Annotated in this window: 15 protein-coding genes; 9 read left to right on the top strand and 6 right to left on the bottom strand. The window is 71.9% G+C overall.

All coding sequences use genetic code 11. The features are described from left to right. Window positions 1–16 precede the first annotated feature (16 nt). From BBK82_RS37390 to BBK82_RS37375, 4 genes are all read right to left on the bottom strand, one after another. Window positions 17–691 carry a response regulator gene (locus BBK82_RS37390; protein ID WP_065919159.1) on the bottom strand — a complete coding sequence of 225 codons (675 nt, stop codon included), beginning with the start codon at window positions 689–691 and terminating at the stop codon, window positions 17–19. After that, on the bottom strand, window positions 688–1,908 hold the full coding sequence (locus tag BBK82_RS37385; RefSeq protein WP_154697736.1) for a sensor histidine kinase: 1,221 nt from the start codon (window positions 1,906–1,908) through the stop codon (window positions 688–690). Before BBK82_RS37385 ends, BBK82_RS37390 begins: the two co-directional genes overlap by 4 nt. Then, on the bottom strand, window positions 1,908–3,017 hold the full coding sequence (locus BBK82_RS37380) for a glycosyltransferase 87 family protein (protein ID WP_065919157.1): 1,110 nt from the start codon (window positions 3,015–3,017) through the stop codon (window positions 1,908–1,910). The genes BBK82_RS37385 and BBK82_RS37380 overlap by 1 nt, the downstream gene beginning before the upstream one ends. Before the next feature lie 159 nt (window positions 3,018–3,176). Then, the gene (locus BBK82_RS37375) at window positions 3,177–3,836 is read right to left on the bottom strand and encodes a GntR family transcriptional regulator (protein ID WP_065919156.1); all 660 of its coding nucleotides are present in this window, start codon (window positions 3,834–3,836) and stop codon (window positions 3,177–3,179) included. 69 nt (window positions 3,837–3,905) lie between these two features. Here BBK82_RS37375 and BBK82_RS37370 point away from each other — a divergent pair, with 69 nt between their 5' ends. The 9 genes from BBK82_RS37370 (at window position 3,906) to BBK82_RS37335 (ending at window position 11,122) form a co-directional block, all read left to right on the top strand. Next, window positions 3,906–5,144: a sarcosine oxidase subunit beta family protein gene (locus BBK82_RS37370; protein WP_065921666.1), complete on the top strand. Its 1,239-nt coding sequence runs from the start codon at window positions 3,906–3,908 to the stop codon at window positions 5,142–5,144. A 22-nt stretch (window positions 5,145–5,166) separates the two neighbouring features. Then, the gene (locus BBK82_RS37365; RefSeq protein ID WP_065919155.1) at window positions 5,167–5,448 is read left to right on the top strand and encodes a sarcosine oxidase subunit delta; all 282 of its coding nucleotides are present in this window, start codon (window positions 5,167–5,169) and stop codon (window positions 5,446–5,448) included. Next, on the top strand, window positions 5,445–8,282 hold the full coding sequence (locus BBK82_RS37360) for a 2Fe-2S iron-sulfur cluster-binding protein (RefSeq protein ID WP_237047777.1): 2,838 nt from the start codon (window positions 5,445–5,447) through the stop codon (window positions 8,280–8,282). Before BBK82_RS37365 ends, BBK82_RS37360 begins: the two co-directional genes overlap by 4 nt. Continuing rightward, window positions 8,272–8,859, top strand: a complete 588-nt coding sequence (locus tag BBK82_RS37355) for a sarcosine oxidase subunit gamma (protein WP_065919154.1) — start codon at window positions 8,272–8,274, stop codon at window positions 8,857–8,859. Before BBK82_RS37360 ends, BBK82_RS37355 begins: the two co-directional genes overlap by 11 nt. Before the next feature lie 139 nt (window positions 8,860–8,998). Beyond that, window positions 8,999–9,361: an OsmC family protein gene (locus tag BBK82_RS37350; protein WP_154697735.1), complete on the top strand. Its 363-nt coding sequence runs from the start codon at window positions 8,999–9,001 to the stop codon at window positions 9,359–9,361. Between the two features lie 40 nt (window positions 9,362–9,401). Next, a complete protein-coding gene (locus BBK82_RS37345) occupies window positions 9,402–9,791 on the top strand; it encodes a hypothetical protein (protein ID WP_065919153.1) in 390 nt (129 codons plus the stop codon). 61 nt (window positions 9,792–9,852) lie between these two features. Beyond that, complete coding sequence (locus BBK82_RS52035; protein ID WP_170068031.1) at window positions 9,853–9,978, top strand: toll/interleukin-1 receptor domain-containing protein; 126 nt, start codon at window positions 9,853–9,855, stop codon at window positions 9,976–9,978. Window positions 9,979–10,056: 78 nt separating this feature from the next. Then, the gene (locus BBK82_RS37340) at window positions 10,057–10,533 is read left to right on the top strand and encodes a TIR domain-containing protein (RefSeq protein ID WP_170068030.1); all 477 of its coding nucleotides are present in this window, start codon (window positions 10,057–10,059) and stop codon (window positions 10,531–10,533) included. A gap of 88 nt (window positions 10,534–10,621) precedes the next feature. After that, complete coding sequence (locus tag BBK82_RS37335; RefSeq protein WP_170068029.1) at window positions 10,622–11,122, top strand: outer membrane protein assembly factor BamB family protein; 501 nt, start codon at window positions 10,622–10,624, stop codon at window positions 11,120–11,122. 45 nt (window positions 11,123–11,167) lie between these two features. On the opposite strand, the gene BBK82_RS37330 is transcribed toward BBK82_RS37335, so the two are convergent. Both BBK82_RS37330 and BBK82_RS37325 read right to left on the bottom strand, forming a co-directional pair. After that, on the bottom strand, window positions 11,168–12,784 hold the full coding sequence (locus BBK82_RS37330) for a RecQ family ATP-dependent DNA helicase (RefSeq protein ID WP_065919150.1): 1,617 nt from the start codon (window positions 12,782–12,784) through the stop codon (window positions 11,168–11,170). Continuing rightward, the gene (locus tag BBK82_RS37325) at window positions 12,781–13,548 is read right to left on the bottom strand and encodes an esterase/lipase family protein (RefSeq protein ID WP_065919149.1); all 768 of its coding nucleotides are present in this window, start codon (window positions 13,546–13,548) and stop codon (window positions 12,781–12,783) included. Before BBK82_RS37325 ends, BBK82_RS37330 begins: the two co-directional genes overlap by 4 nt. Window positions 13,549–13,616 lie beyond the last annotated feature (68 nt).

The following is a 13,616-nucleotide window of genomic DNA, read 5'->3' as shown; positions in this document are numbered from 1 at the left end:
GGGCCGCGGGCCGAAGCTAATTTCCGTCTCCCGGCACGACGATCCCCATCTCGTAGGCCGCCACGATCGCCTGCGCCCGGTCCCGCACCCCCAGCTTCGCGAACACCCGGCTCACGTGCGTCTTCGCCGTCTGCTCCACGATGACCAGCGCCGCCGCGATCTCCGTGTTCGACAACCCGCGCGCGACCAGCCGCAGCACCTTCAGCTCCTGCGCGGTCAGCCGGTCCGCGCGGTCGGAGCGCACCGGGTCGGGGCGGCGGGCGGCGAACTCGGCCACCAGGCGGCGGGTCACGGCGGGTGCGAAGAGGGCGTTGCCGGCGGCGATCACGCGCACGGCGTTGACGAGGTCCTCCAGCGGGGCGTCCTTCAGCAGGAACCCGGAGGCGCCCACCCGCAGCGCGCCGTAGACGTACTCGTCGACGTCGAAGGTGGTGAGCATGAGGACGCGGACCGAGAGGTCCGGGTTGCCGAGGATCTGCTTGGTGGCTTCGAGACCGTCCATCACGGGCATGCGGACGTCCATCAGCACCACGTCGGGGCGGTGCCGGGTCGCCGCCCGCACGGCGTCGGCACCGTTGCCCGCCTCGCCGACCACGGTGATGTCGGGCTGGGCGGCGAGGACGGCGTGGAAGCTCTGCCGGACCATGGTCTGGTCGTCGACGATCAGCACTCGGGTGTCCACCGCGGTCATCCCTCGTTCCCGGTCAACGGCAGCGTGACCGCCACGACGAAACCACCCCGTTCGCCCGGACCCGCGCGGAACGTGCCGTGCAGGGTCGCCACCCGTTCCCGCATGCCCAGCAGGCCGTGCTTGGCCCGGTCGTCCGCGGCGGGCGCCGGACCGGCGGCAGGACCGTTCTCCACCACCAGCTCCAAACCGTCCGCGGCCGTCACCCGGACGTCCACACAGGACCCGGGGGCGTGGCGGACGGCGTTGCTCAACGCCTCCTGCGCGATCCGGTACGCCGACAGCGCGACACCGTCCGGCACGCCCTGCACGTCGCCGCCGATCTGCAACGTCACCGCCACACCCGCACCCCGCAACCGGTCGACCAGCTCGGCGATCTGCTCCACCCGCGGCTGCGGGGCCGTTTCGGCACGGCCGTCGGAGTTGCGCAGCACGCCCAGCAGGCGCCGCATCTCCGTCAACCCCTCGCGGGCCGTCTCCTGCATCTCGGTGAACTCGCCGACCAGCTCCGGCGGGAGACCGGGGAACCGGTAGCGCGCGCTGCCGGCCCGCAGCGCCAGCACGGACATGTGGTGCGCCACCACGTCGTGCAGCTCGCGGGCGATCACCGCGCGTTCCTCCAGGGTGGCCGCGCGGACCTCCTCGACCTCGCGGCGGCGGGACTGCTCGTTGCGCTCGTCCTCCGCGACCCGCCGCAGCCGCATCGCGTTGCCGACCACCAGCACGCCGCCCACGATGGCGCTCACCAGGAAGATGTCCCGGTAGTCCCACATGTGCGCCCACACGACGACCATCGAGAAGAAGAACACCCACACCAGCACGGCCTGGCGGTAGGTCTGGGCGACCGTGAGCAGCACCGCGCCGGCCGCGAGGACCGTGCCGGGCGTCCACGGCCAGCCCCAGGCGGAGCGCAGGCCCCCCAGGACCACCGGTTCCAGCGCCATCGTGACGGCGAGAACCCGCCACGCCCACAGCGGGTGCACGAGGGTCAGCACCACCGCGGCGACGGCGAACCCGGTGAACCACCACGCGGGGACCGACGGGTGGCTGAAGGTCAGCTCGGCCGGGCCGACGACGTTGAGGAACACCACCCACGCCGCGGCGCCGAAGGTGAGCACGAGCCGGATCCGCCGCCACTCGGCCGGCCCCGGCGTCCTGACCAGCCGGCGCGCCGAGAACAGGGTGGCGCCACCGGCGGCGAGGAACTGCCGCACGCCCATCAGCCCCACCGCCCCGGAAGATCACCCGCGATGGCCGAACGTACCGCACGGTCCGGCCGGGTGCGCCGCCATGCGACCACACCACCGGCCAGCGCGGCCAGGACGTAGAGGTTGTCCACCACGACGTTGCCCGACGGCGCGAGCATCGGCCACGCCGCGAAGCCCGCCCACACGGGCACCAGCACGGGACTGCGCCCCAACAACGCCACCAGCGGCACCACCCACACCCAGTGGTGCGTCCAGGAGATCGGGCTGACCAGCACTCCGCAGAACGCCGTGACCAGCAACGCGCCCAAGGCCTCACCGCGCAGGTGCGCCCTCCGCGCCAGCACCGCCGCCGCGGTCACGCAGCACCCGCCGAGCACTGCTACCAGTACCGGTGCCCACCCGGCACCCCCGGTGAGCCGCTGCACCGCCCCGGAGATCGACTGGTTGGTGTACCAGCCGTTGCCGGTGGCGTTGTTGCCGTGGAAGACCGCCGACCCCCAGTACCGCACGGAGTCACCGGGCAGCAGCAGGAACCCGAGCAGCTGCAGCCCGCCGAACGTCGCGAGCGCCCGCCCGGCGTCCTTGGTCCTGCCGGTCACCAGCAGGTGCAGCACGAAGATCAACGGGGTGAGCTTCACCGCGGCCGCGACCCCGACCAGCACACCGGAGAACCGGCTCGGCCGCAGCACGGCGAACACCACCACGGCCATCAGCAGGACGTTGATCTGCCCGTACCCGACCGTCCGCCACACCGGTTCCAGGCTGAACGCCACCACGAACAGCAACGGTGACGCCGCCCGGCCGGTCGTCCACCGCAGCACCGCGCCGACACCGAGAGCCGCACTCACCGCGAACACCGCCCACGCCGACTGGGTCGGCAGCACCGCGAGCGGCGTGAACAGCACGGCCGCGATCGGCGGGTAGGTGAACGGCAGGTCGACCGCCCAGTCCGGCGTCGCGGCCAGGCGCTCGTACAACGGTTCGCCGGTCAGCACGGCCAGCGCCCCCGACCGGTACACCGCGCTGTCGAGCCCGAGCGGCAGCCGCAGGACCCAGGCGATCAGTCCGAAGAGGACGAACGCACCGGCGAGAAGGGCTGGCGCTGAACGGGAGGTGAGCACACCGGAACGCTAGGAGAACCAGCCGCCCGAATCGTCCTACCGAGGCGCCCACCGCGCGCGCTACCCCGGTAGCGGGAACCGCGCCGTGCTACCGGGGTAGCACGGCGAGCTGCCGCCGGATCCGGCCGGACAGTCTGGCGTTGCGGGCGCCGGACCAGGTCAGATCAGAGCCCGGATCGCCCGTTCGAAGCCGATGACGTGCTGGGAGGCGAGCTCGCCCGCCTTCTTGCCGTCGCCGTCGACGATCGCGGTCAGCAACGGCACGTGCTCGTCGACGTGACCGGCCATGCCGGACAGCCGCGGCAGGAACACGCACCAGATCCGCGTGGCCAGGTTGTCGTAGGAGATCAGGGTGTCCTCGAGGAACGGGTTGTGCACGCACCGGTAGATCGCCCGGTGCACGCCCACGTCGTCGCGCAGCAGTGCGGTGTTGTCGCCGGGCCGGGCGGCGGTCTCCAGCTGGGACCGCAGCTCGGTCAGGGCGGCCCTGTCCTGCGCAGTGGCCCGCTCGGCCGCGGCGGAGGCGGCCAGCGGCTCCAGCGTGCGGCGGACCTCGGAGATGTGCGAGAGGTCGGAGATGTTCACGTCGGTGGCGAACGTGCCGCGGCGCGGGTAGGCGACGACGAGCCGTTCCTGCTCCAGGCGCTTCAACGCCTCGCGGATCGGGGTGCGGCCGACGCCGAGCTCGGTGCGCAGCCGGTCCTCGTTGATGGGCTCGCCCGGCTTGATCTCCAGCATCACCAGGCGGTCGCGCAGCACGGCGTACGCCTGGTCGGTGAGCGAGACGGACGCGGGCTCGTCGTTGACCCGTTCGTTCATGTGTCCTACGGTAACGCACAGACTGATATACCAGTAGTCGATCAGATGACCTCGCTGGAGGCGTCGCGCATGACCAGCACGGATCAGCCACCAGGGGCGCATCTGCCCGAGCCCCCGGACTTCCTGTGGGACAACCCGGAACCCAAGGCCTCCTACGACGTCGTGGTCGTCGGTGGTGGCGGGCACGGCCTGGCCACCGCCTACTACCTGGCGAAGGTCCACGGCATCACGAACGTGGCGGTGCTGGAGAAGGGCTGGCTCGCCGGCGGCAACATGGCCCGCAACACCACGATCATCCGGTCGAACTACCTGTGGGACGAGAGCTCCGGCATCTACGAGCACTCGCTGAAGCTGTGGGAAGGCCTGGAGGACGACCTCGGCTACCCGATCCTGTTCGACCAGCGCGGCGTGCTGAACCTCGCGCACAGCCTGCAGGACGTCCGCGACAGCGTCCGCCGGGTCAACGCCAACCGGCTCAACGGCATCGACGCGGAGTGGGTGGATCCCGCCGGGGTCAAGGAGATCTGCCCGATCGTCAACACCTCGCCGGACGTGCGCCACCCGGTGCTGGGCGCGACCTACCAGCCGCGTGCGGGCATCGCGAAGCACGACCACGTGGCGTGGGGCTACGCGCGGGCCGCGCACGCGATGGGTGTCGACCTGATCCAGAACTGCGAGGTGACCGGATTGGAGACGCTGCAGGGCCGGATCACCGCGGTGCGGACTTCTCGCGGCCGGATCGCGGCGGGCAAGGTCGCGTTGTGCGCGGCCGGGCACAGCTCGGTGCTCGCGAAGATGGTCGGGCTGCGGCTGCCGCTGGCCTCACATCCGTTGCAGGCCTTGGTGTCCGAGCTGCTGGAGCCCGTGCACCCGACCGTCGTGATGTCGAACGCCGTGCACGTCTACGTGTCCCAGGCGCACAAAGGTGAGCTCGTGATGGGCGCGGGCATCGACAGCTACAACGGCTACGGCCAGCGGGGGTCGTTCCACGTCGTCGAGGAGCAGATGGCCGCGGCGCTGGAGCTGTTCCCGGTGTTCGCGCGGGCCCACCTGCTGCGGACGTGGGCGGGCATCGTCGACGTCTCGCCGGACGCCTCGCCGATCGTCGGCCTCACGCCGGTCGGTGGCCTGTACCTGAACTGCGGCTGGGGCACCGGCGGGTTCAAGGCCACGCCCGGCGTCGGCGACTGCTTCGCGCACACCGTCGCGAACGACAAACCGCACCCGTACAACGAGCCGTTCACCCTCGAGCGCTTCACCACCGGCGCCCTCGTCGACGAGCACGGCGCCGCCGCCGTGGCGCACTGAAACCAGTCCAGGGAGAGCTGACATGCAACTCATCCCGTGCCCGTGGTGCGGGCCGCGCGAGGAAGCCGAGTTCCACTACGGCGGCCAGGCCCACGTCGCCTACCCGCGGGACCCGTCGGCGCTCAGCGACGAGGAGTGGGCGCGGTACGTGTTCTTCCGGGAGAACCCGAGCGGCCCGTTCGCCGAGCGCTGGAGCCACAGCGCCGGGTGCCGCCGGTGGTTCAACGCCGTGCGCGACACCCGCACCCACGACCTGCTCGCCGTCTACCGCGCCGGTGAGCCGATGCCCGAGGTGACCGCATGACCCTCCGCACCCGCACCGGCGGCGCGATCGACCGGAACACGTTGCTGCGCTTCACGTTCAACGGCGTCGAGCACACCGGCCACCCCGGCGACACGCTGGCGTCGGCGTTGCTGGCGCACGGCGTGCACGAGATCGGCAGCAGCGTGAAGCTCGGCCGCCGGCGCGGGATCGTTGCGGCCGGGTCGGAGGACCCGACCTCGCTGGTGCAGGTCGAAGCGCCCTTCTCCGAACCGATGCTGCTCGCCACGACCGTCGAGCTCTACGACGGACTGGTCGCGCGCGGGTTGTCCGGTCAGGGCAAGCTGTCGCCGGACCCCGACCCCGCCCGCTACGACGCGAAGCACGAGCACTGCGACGTGCTGGTCGTCGGTGCCGGACCCGCCGGGCTGGTGGCGGCGCTGACCGCGGCCCGCAGTGGTGCGCGCGTGGTGCTGGTGGACGAGCAGAACCAGTCCGGTGGCGCGCTGCTGGGCGTGGAGGAGTACCTGGACGAGCGGCCTTCCGCCGAGTGGGTCGCGGACGTCGTGGCGGAGCTCAAGTCGACGCCCGGTGTGCTGGTGCTGGAGCGGACCACCGCGTTCGGGATGTACCAGGACGGGTTCGTGCTGGCGTTGCAGAAGCGCACCGACCACCTCGGGTTCGCCGCACCGGCCTCGCATGCGCGGCACCGGGTCTGGCGGATCCGGACCAGGCAGACCGTGCTCGCGACCGGCGCCCACGAACGGCCCGTGGTGTTCCCGGACAACGACCGGCCCGGGATCATGTTGGCGTCCGCGGCTCGCACGTTCCTGCACCGGTACGGCGTGCTGCCGGGTGCGCGGGCGGTCGTGCTCACCACCAACGACAGCGCGTACTGCGCGGCGATCGACCTCGCCGAGTCCGGTGTGGACATCGCACTGGTCGTGGACGCCCGCCCGGAGGCTCCCGCCCGGCTCGCGACCGAGTGCGCCGCGCGGGGCATCGAGGTCCGCGCCGGGCACGCGGTGGTGGGAACCGAGGGCACCGGCCGGGTGACGGCCGCGCGTCGCACCGCTGCACGGCTCCGCCGGCGCCGCGCTCACGGTCGCGTGCGACACGGTCCTCGTCTCCGGCGGCTGGAACCCGGTCGTCAGCCTGTTCAGCCAGGCCCGCGGCAAGCTCCGCTACGACGCCGAGCTGGGCGCCTTCGTACCGGGAGAGGAGCTCGACACCGTGCGGGTCGCGGGTTCGGCGACCGGCGAGCTCGACCTGACCGCGTGTGCGCGCCAGGGCCGGATCGCGGGGACCGAGGCGGTCATCGCGGCCGGGTTCACGCCCGGCGGCCAGGTCCCGCTGCCCGCGTCGGACTCGCGGTGCACCTCGCGTCCGGGCCTGGTGCTGTGGCGGTGCCGGGCGACGAGAACACCAGTTTCGTGGACCTGCAACGGGACTCGACGGTCGCGGACGTCCTGCGGGCGACGGGCGCCGGCCTGCGGTCGTTGGAGCACGTCAAGCGGTACACAACCATCGGCACGGCCCACGATCAGGGCAAGACGTCCGGCATGATCGCGGCCGGCATCGTCGCGGAAGCCCTCGGCGCCGAACTGGCCGAGCAACGGCCGACGACGTTCCGCCCGCCCTTCACCTCGGTGTCGTTCGCCGCGCTGGCCGGACGCAACCGCGGCGAGCTGCACGACCCGGTGCGGGTCACGGCGATCCACCCGTGGCACGTCGCGCACGGGGCGTTGTTCGAGAACGTCGGCCAGTGGAAACGGCCCTGGTACTACCCGCGGCCCGGTGAGGACCTGCACGCGGCCGTGCTCCGCGAGTGCCGGGCCGCGCGGGAGGGCGTCGCGCTGATGGACGGCTCCACACTCGGCAAGATCGACGTGCAGGGCGAGGACGCCGGCAAGTTCCTGGACATGCTCTACACCAACCTCATGAGCACGCTGAAGGTCGGCCGGATCCGCTACGGCGTCATGTGCGGCGTGGACGGCATGGTGATCGACGACGGCACCGTGATCCGGGTCGGTGAGCAGCGCTACCTCGTCACCACGACCACCGGCAACGCCGCGAAGGTCCTCGACTGGATGGAGGAGTGGCTGCAGACGGAGTGGCCGCACCTCGACGTCCACTGCGCGTCGGTGACCGAGCACTGGGCCACGGTCCCGTTGGTGGGCCCGAAGTCGCGGGCGGTGCTCGGTGCGGTCGCGCCGGACCTCGACGTGAGCACCGAGGCGTTCGAGTTCATGACCTGGCGCGACGCCGAGGTGGCCGGGGTGCCGGCGCGGGTGTGCCGGATCAGCTTCTCCGGCGAGCTCGCCTACGAGATCAACGTGACCGCCTGGCACGGGCTCGCCGTGTGGGAGGCGCTGGTGGCGGCGGGGGAGGAGCACGGGATCACGCCCTACGGCACGGAGACCATGCACGTCCTGCGCGCCGAGAAGGGCTACCCGATCATCGGCCAGGAGACCGACGCGACGGTCACGCCGCAGGACCTCGGGATGTCGTGGGCGGTGTCGAAGAAGAAGGCCGACTTCATCGGCAAGCGGTCGTTCGCCCGCGCGGAGAACCTGCGCACGGACCGCAAGCAGCTGGTCGGGCTGCTGCCCGTCGACCCGAACGTACTGCTGCCGGAGGGATCGCAGATCGTCGAGACCGACCGCCTGCCCGAACCGCCGGTGCGGATGCTCGGCCACGTCACCTCCAGCTACCCCAGCGCGGCGCTCGGCCGCACGTTCGCGCTCGCCCTGGTGCGCGCGGGCCGCGACCGCATCGGCGACACCCTGTACGTGCCGGTCGAGGACGCGCTCGTACCGGTCACCGTCACCGAGTCCGTGCTCTACGACAAGGAAGGAGCCCGTCGTGACGGCTGACCCGGTGAGCCCGCTGGCCGCCTGGACCGACCGGCTGGCCGCGCTCGCACCCGCCCTGGGCGTGCGCGAGGTGCCGTTCCGCTCCCAGCTCACGGTGCGGGTGTCCGATCCCGGCGCTATCGCGGCGATGGGTGCCGCACTCGGTGCCGCCTTCCCGGCCGTCGCGTGCACGTTCACCACCGGCACCGGCCCGTTCGGCGCCGTGGAGGTGCTCTGGCTCGGGCCGGACGAGTTCCTCGTCGTGGCCGCTCCCGACCTGCAGGTCCCGATCGAGGAGGTGTTGCGTGGCGCGCTCGGATCTTCGCGGGGGTCCGTTGTGGACACTTCGGCTCAGCGCACGACCGTGGTCCTGGAAGGGCCGCGCGGGCGGGACGTGCTGGCTCACGGATGTGCCGTGGACCTGCACCCGGCTGCGGCTCCCGTCGGCACTTGCGTGCAGACGCTGCTCGCGCGGACGGGGGTCGTGCTGCAGGTGACCGGTGCTGACCGGATCACCTTGCTGGTGCGGTCGTCCTTCGCCGAGTACCTCGCCGCATGGCTCGCCGACGCGTGCACCGAGTACGTGGCGGTGCCGTGACGGCGAGGTTCGCCCTGACCTGAGCTGCCCGAACGCGCGGGCATCGTGCACGCCGTGACCCGACGGGTGGTTCCGGGTTGAGCCGCCAGACCACGGGTATGTGCCGGGGGTGCAGACCCGGTCAACCAGGTAGGTGGCGATGAAGGTCAAGGACGTCGAGGCGCTCTCCCAGAACGACGAGGTCGGCGTGACCGGCACGTCCCTCCCAGTGGGGGACGGTGACGGGGCGTGGGACCCGGAGAAGCTGTACGCCGCGGCGCTGGCCACGTGCCTGCACCAGGCGGTGGTCCTGGCAGCCACCACCGGCGACCTCGACACCAGCGGCAGCGCCGTGCGTGCGCGGGTGACGCTGAACCACGAGAACGCCCAGGACTACAGCATCGACGCCAAGCTCTCGATCACCCTGCCCAACGTCCCCGGCGACCGCCGGGCGGACCTGCTCGACCAGGCGGTCCGGCACTGCCCGCTGGTCAACGGCTGGTCCGTCGACCTGGAAGACTGATCGCTGTTTTCACCTCGCGAACCGCGGGTAGGCAGTGTCCATGGCCGACAGCTCAGCAACCACCGTCCGCTGCCACGCCGAGCAGACCGAGGTGACGCTCCGGTCCAGGACGGTGCTCCTGGACTTCACCGGCGAGTGCCGGGTGCGGGGCACCGCGCTGTCCGACCTGCGGCTGTCCGCGGACCTGCCGGACGCCGGCGGACCCGAGGACGGCGGCACCGTCGTGCTGACCCAGGACGGGGAGCGGCTCACCGCCGTGGTGACGCAGCCGGACGGTGAGGTCCGGCTGACGAGCGAGAAGGCGGTCGGCTGGAAGGGGAGCGGGTCGCGGTTCGAGGCGGATGAGGAGTTTGTTCTGGTGCTGGAGGAGGCGCCGGACGCGCCGGTGCTGTCCGTGCGCGGCTTGAAGCTCCAGGTGGAGAACGGCTAGCCGTTGTTCTGACCGATCCGGTTCGTGTTACGGCGCACGTGCGGAGAGCGACACTCCCCAGGTGGAGCTGAAGGAGCAGTACGACTTCGCGCTGTCGTTCGCCGGACCCGACCGGGAGTTCGCGCGGCGTCTCGCCGAGGCGTTGAAGGCGAAGGAGCGCCGGGTCTTCTTCGACGAGTCCTACTAGGCCGAATTCTGGGGGAAGAACCTCTTCGAGAAGCTGCTGGACGTCTACGGCAAGAGGTCCAGCTATGTCGTGGTGGTCGTGTCGAGGCATTACCTCGACAGCGTCTGGACCAGGTGGGAGCTGCGCTCGGCGCTGGAGGCCCTGTTCGGCGGCAGGGACGACGCGGTGCTGCCGTTGCGCTGCGACGACACCGAACTGCGCGGCCTGCGCAGGAGCACCGCCTGGATCGACGTGCGGGAGAACGGCGAGACCGACGTCGAGCTGCTGACCGAGTTGCTGCTCGGCAAGCTCTCCAGCGCACCGGTGAGCCGGCGGCGAGTGCTCGCACTCGGCCTGGGCGCGGCCGCGGTGGTCACGGTGGGCACGTACCTCGGGATGCGGCTGTTCGACCGCGCGGAGCCGGGGAGCGAGCTGTGGCACAGGGGTTCGAGTCAGCCTGCTTCCCGGTCGTCAACGGCGACGACGTCGTGCTGTCGTTGCGGGACGGCGGTGTGGCCGGGCTGGGCCAGGACGACGGCGTGCAGCGCTGGCGGGCCGACCTCGGTGGCCTGGTGACCGGGCCGTGCACGGTCGTCCGCGGGTTGGTGCCGACCAGCAGGATGATGACGACGGACGCCTGACCGCGATCGAGGACGGTGGGGCCGTGCGCTGGTCGCTGGACACGGACGGCCTGCCGTCCTGCCACCGGGAGGCGCGGGACGGCAAGATCCTGGTGGGCACGAGCAGCGGCTGGGTGCTGCGCGTCGGCGAACGCTCCGGCCAGGTCGTCGAGCAGGTGCAGGTCTCCAGACAGGTCAACGACGTCGTGGAGCCGCAGGGGCTCGTCCACTCGGCGACCGGGCAGGCCCTCAGGTACGACGCCTTCACCGGTGAGCTCGGATGGCAGCACAGCTTCGACGCGCACGTGCAGGCAGGACCGGTCGTCGTACGCGGACAACTCGTCGTCTCGGACACCAGTGGAACGGTGTACTCGCTCAACGCGGAGAGCGGCGCCGTGCGGTGGACCAAGGACGTCACGACCGCGGTGCCCACCACTGCGCACTGGGCGGCGCGACCGGTGATGGGGAACAAGGCGGTCTTCGTGGGCTACGGCGACATGCAGACCTCCAGCACGAACGGCGACCTTTACGCGATCATGCGCTGACATGCCGGTCGTGACCCGTTCGCCCGGACCTCGGTACCGCCACTCTCAGCCGGCGCTCAGCACGCCGGCCTCCTCCACCGCCGCCAGCGACAGCGTCTTGTAGCCGACCTCGTCGAACAACACCATCAGCTTGTCGCCGTCCTGCTGCACCACCGTGCCGCGGCCCCACATCTCGTGCCGCACCTCGGCGTCCGGCCGGTGCTCGGTCGCCACGTCGGCGGAACCCTCGTCGGGCAGGCCGTCGTCGCACCGGTCGCAGTGACCGCACGGCTCGTCGAGCTCCTGGCCGAAGTAGCCCAGCAGGAACCGGCGGCGGCAGCCGCGGGTGCCGGCGTACTCGCGCATGACCTCGACGCGGGAACGGTCGCGGTGCAGCTGTCGTTCGGCTTCCTCCTCGACGAGCCCGACCGCCTTCGCCGGCGTCGGCCCGTCGTCCGCGTACCGCACGCCGTCCTGGGTGATCCGCACGATTTCCGCGCTCTCCAACAGGTTCACCGTGCTGGTGACCTTGCGGCGCGAGTGCTCGACGCGGTCCGTCAGCTCGGCCAGGGTGATGCCGGGCTGCTTGCGCACGAGGCCCGCCACTTCGCGCGCGCAGGCGAGGTCTGGCTTGCGGGTGGTCAGGAAGCGTTGCAGGCCCTGGTCCTCCTGGCGGTGGAAGAGCACGACCTCGGCCGGCTCGCCGTCGCGGCCGGCCCGGCCGATCTCCTGGTAGTAGGCGTCGAGCGAGCCGGGGGTGGCCGCGTGCACGACGAACCGCACGTCGGGTTTGTCGATGCCCATGCCGAACGCGGACGTGGCGGCCACGAGGTCGAGGCGGTCGGCCATGAAGTCGTCCTGCACCTGCTTGCGGTCGGCGGCTTTCATGCCCGCGTGGAACGCGGCCGCCCGCACGCCGCGAGCGGCCAGGTCGGTGGCGTAGCGCTCGGCGTCCTTGCGCGTCGCCACGTACAGCAGGCCAGGCCCGGAGCGCTCGGTCACCCACTGCGTCACGGCGCGGGTGCGGTCGTCCTCGTCGGTGCCGAAGCGCACCGCGAGGTGCAGGTTCGGGCGGTCGAACCCGGCGACGACCACCGCGGGGTCGCGCAGGCCGAGGTGCTCGACGACGTCGGTGCGGACCGGGCCGCTCGCGGTCGCGGTGAGGGCCAGGACGACCGGACGTCCCAACCGCTCGACGACGTCGCGCAGCCGCAGGTAGTCGGGCCGGAAGTCGTGGCCCCAGGACGAGACGCAGTGCGCCTCGTCCACCACGAACAACGAGGGCCTGCGCCGGTCGAGCCGGTCGAGCACCTCGGGGTTCGCGAGCTGCTCGGGGGAGAGGAACAGGTACTCCGTCGTGCCCGCCGCGAAGTCGCGCCAGGCGTCCTCGTTGGACTCCGCGGACCTCGCCGAGTTGACGGCGGCCGCGGCGGGAGCGCCCGCCGCGCGCAGGGCCGCCACCTGGTCGCGTTGCAGCGCGACCAGCGGTGAGACCACCACGGTCGGGCCGTCCAGCAGGATCGCCGGGACCTGGTAGATGGCGGACTTCCCGGCACCGGTGGGCATCACGACCAGCGCGTCCCGCCCGTCCAGCACGTGCCGCATCGCGCACAGCTGCTCCGGCCGCAGCTCGGTCCAGCCGAACACGTCCTCCGCGGTGCGCACCAGCTGTGTGGTGGTCATCCGGTGGCTCGCAGGTCGTAGCGCTGTGCCGCCCACTCGGCGAGCCGCGGCCGCAGGGCGCGGTAGACGTCCGGGTCCAGCGCCATCCCGGTGTGGGTGCTGTGCACCTCCACGCAGTCCGCCGACGGGTCCAGGCACAGCCGCCACGGCACGATCCCGTCCGACTTGGAGTAGATCGACACCGCGGGCAGCTCCGGTGGCAACGGTTCCGCGGCGGCCCGGACGTTGTCCTCGAAGCAGTCGCCGGACAGGCAGTCCGTGCTCATCAACCCCGGCACGCCGACCCGGGAGAGCTGCGCGAGCGCCTTCGCCGCCAGCAGCACCTGCGGGTGCGCGCCCATCGGGTCCAGCACCGGGCTGCCCATCATCACCAGCCCGCACACCAGGTCGGGGCGGCGCGCGGCGGCGACCCTGGCGAGTCCGCCGCCGCGGCTCTGCCCGATCAGCACCACCGGACCGCCGGTGGCCTCCGCGTGCTCGGCCAGCCGCTGCTCCACCCGGTCCACGAGCTCGGACGTGCACCCGACGGTGAACCCGGTGCTCGCGCCGGTCGGCAGATAACCGCGGTCGCGCAACCAGGTCGTGGTGAAGGTGAGGCTCAGGTCGCTCGCCCCGAACCCCGGCACCAGCACCACGCCCAGACCGGCGCCCTCGTGCGGGTTCACGTCGCGCCACACCCGGTGGCGCACCAGCCTCGGGATGGTCAGTGCGGCGACGGCGACGTGCTCGCGTGCGAGTGATCGCAGCTGTGCGGCAGGGCTCATCCGGTGTTCTCCACTCTGGTTCGGGCGTGTGCGGAGGAGTTAGCCCGGCTGGCCGCGGGCAAACGGGG

Source organism: Lentzea guizhouensis, from assembly GCF_001701025.1.
In the GTDB taxonomy this organism is placed as follows: Bacteria; Actinomycetota; Actinomycetes; order Mycobacteriales; family Pseudonocardiaceae; genus Lentzea; species Lentzea guizhouensis.
Note: the sequence above shows the minus strand (reverse complement) of the source record. Positions and strands in the feature narration are given on the sequence as shown.